Here is a 2400-nt window from a genome sequence, read left to right on the forward strand (position 1 = left end):
GCCGCCGCATTTGCTGACACGCACCCTGGCGTCGCCGGCCTGGGTCAGCCAGACGCCGGTCGCCTCACTGGCCTGCGCAGGCGTGGCGGGAGCGCCAAGCAACGCCGCCAGGATCGCCAGGTTCGCAACGATGGTGCCGAATCGGCAAGACATAGGCCACTCCCTTGAAAGCGGGCCTGCATAGCAAAAAATCGAACTTGTGCAATGCGGAACTCACTTGCCCCCAAGCTCACTTGCCCCCAAGTTCATTTACCCCAGCGCGTCAACCAGACCGATGCGGCGACGCCGACGCCGAACAGCACCATGGCCGCGCCGACCAGCGCGAACAGCGCTGAAGCCGGGGCATCGATCGACACCAGCCACCAGCCGCCGAGCGCGACCAGCAGCAGGCGGCCGGTTCCCGCCAGCACCGGGCCGCCGACCTTCGCGGCACCCTGCGACGCGAAATAGAGGCAGGTGCCCAGCCCGAAAAACGCGAATGCCGGGCCGGCCCAGGCGAAATAGGAATAGGCCGCCGCGGTGACGCCGGGATCGCTGGTGAACATCGACACCCACAGCACCGGATGGACCGCGACGATCAGGCCGATCAGCCCGACGGTAAGGGCTGATGCAATGCCCGCGGTCCACGCCGCCTTGCGGGCGCGCGCCACCATCCCGGCGCCGATGGCCATGCCGACCATCGGCACCGAGGCGACGCCGAAGGCGAACGAGATCGGGGTCAGCAGGAATTCGAGCCGCGAGCCCATGCCATAGCCGGCCAGCGTCGCGGTGCCGTAGCCCGCCAAAATCCTGGTGAAGATCAGGATGGTGAGCACGCTCTGCAGCGGCGCCACGCAGGAGATCGCGCCGACCTTCAGGATATCGAGGAACATGGTGCGCTGAAATCGGAAGGCGCGGAAATCCAGTGTCAGCCGGCTGCGGCCGCTGGCGAGGATCCATGCGAGGAACATCGCGCCCAGCGAGAACGCGATCAGTTGGCCGGCGGCGACCCCGCCCATGCCCAGTTGCGGCAGGCCGGCCAGCCCGAGACCCAGGGCGCCGCCGAGCACGATCTGGATGATGGCGACCCCGATCAGCGTCGCCGACGGCAGCCGCATGTCGCCGGTGCCGCGCAGCACCGACGCCAGCGTATTGACCAGCCAGATCGAAACCGCGCCGGAAAACAGCACCTGCGAATATCGTAGCGCCTGTTCGAGCACGCCGCCGCGCCCGCCCAGCAGCATGAAGAACTGCCGGCCGAACAGCAGCATGACAGCAGTGAAGAACAGTCCGCCGAGCAGGCCGATCATGACGGCGTGCAGGGCCAGCGTCGCCGCGCGGTCGCGGTCGCCGGCGCCGATGGCGCGGCTGACCGCGGATGAAACGCCGCCGCCCATGGCGCCGGCCGACATCATCTGCGTCAGCATGACGAAGGGGAAAACCAGCGCGATCGCGGCCAGCGGTTCGATGCCGAGGCGGCCGATATAGGCGGTTTCGGCCACCGCCACCAGCGTGGTGCCGACCATCGCGATGGCATTGGGAAGCGTCAGCTTCAGCAGCGTCGGCAGGATCGGCGATGTCAGCAGGCCGTTGGCCGGGAGCTTTGCCGGTGCTGCGGGCGGGGCCTCAATGGTCATGCGTCATCCCAACCCCGGCAAAAGTATTATGACTGACATATGATCAGCCGACCCCGCGACGCCACCCCGCAATACGCATGGTCACCATGGCAGGCCGCATAGGTCGATCACGCCCTGCCGCGGCTTGCGGGTGAAATCGAACACGAAGGGCGCCATCGCCTCGAAGCGAACGCGTCCCTCCGGCTGTTCGACGTAGACTTCGCCGCTGAAGGGGTGCCAGCCGCGCGATTGGTAAAACGCGAAATTGTGCGGCTCGCAGAACAACAGCCCGAATTGCACCGCTTCGTGGTGGCGCATGGTCTGGACCGCGGCGTCGAGCGCGAGGCTGGCATAACCCTGACGCCGGCAATCCTCGCGGGTCGAGACTCCGCCGATGCCGCCGATATGAACCTTGCGGCCGTCCCAAATGGCATGGCGGAAGTAGATGCCGACGTGGCAGGCCAGGCCGCCGGTAGGCGCATCGATCAGCACGCGCAGATCGGCATTGGCCCATTTGACATGGCCCCATGGCAGTTTCTCAACCATTTCGGCCGGCCAGACCGCCTTGAACAGAGGCTCGGCCACAGGCCACGATGTGTCCCCGTTCAAAACGTCGATCTCGATGCTCATTTTTCGTTCTTTCTCTCGTGCGCGGTCTGTCCTGGCCGTCCCAAATTGCTGTGTTTAAGATCCCTGGAACCTTCTATAAGGGTTCCCGTTAAGCCCACGTCTCCCATCATTGCGGACATCCCCCATGACCTTCACGCTTCCCACCCTTCCTTATGCCTATGACGCGCTCGCACCT

Annotated in this window: 2 protein-coding genes; both read right to left on the minus strand. The window is 65.7% G+C overall.

The window, feature by feature from the left end:
- Positions 1 to 245 precede the first annotated feature (245 nt).
- Complete coding sequence (locus tag Q7U29_RS18820; RefSeq protein WP_304743871.1) at positions 246 to 1616, minus strand: MATE family efflux transporter; 1371 nt, start codon at positions 1614 to 1616, stop codon at positions 246 to 248.
- 81 nt (positions 1617 to 1697) lie between these two features.
- The gene (locus Q7U29_RS18825; protein ID WP_304743872.1) at positions 1698 to 2225 is read right to left on the minus strand and encodes a GNAT family N-acetyltransferase; all 528 of its coding nucleotides are present in this window, start codon (positions 2223 to 2225) and stop codon (positions 1698 to 1700) included.
- Positions 2226 to 2400 lie beyond the last annotated feature (175 nt).

Source organism: Bradyrhizobium sp. (genome assembly GCF_030654605.1).
Taxonomy (GTDB): domain Bacteria; phylum Pseudomonadota; class Alphaproteobacteria; order Rhizobiales; family Xanthobacteraceae; genus Bradyrhizobium.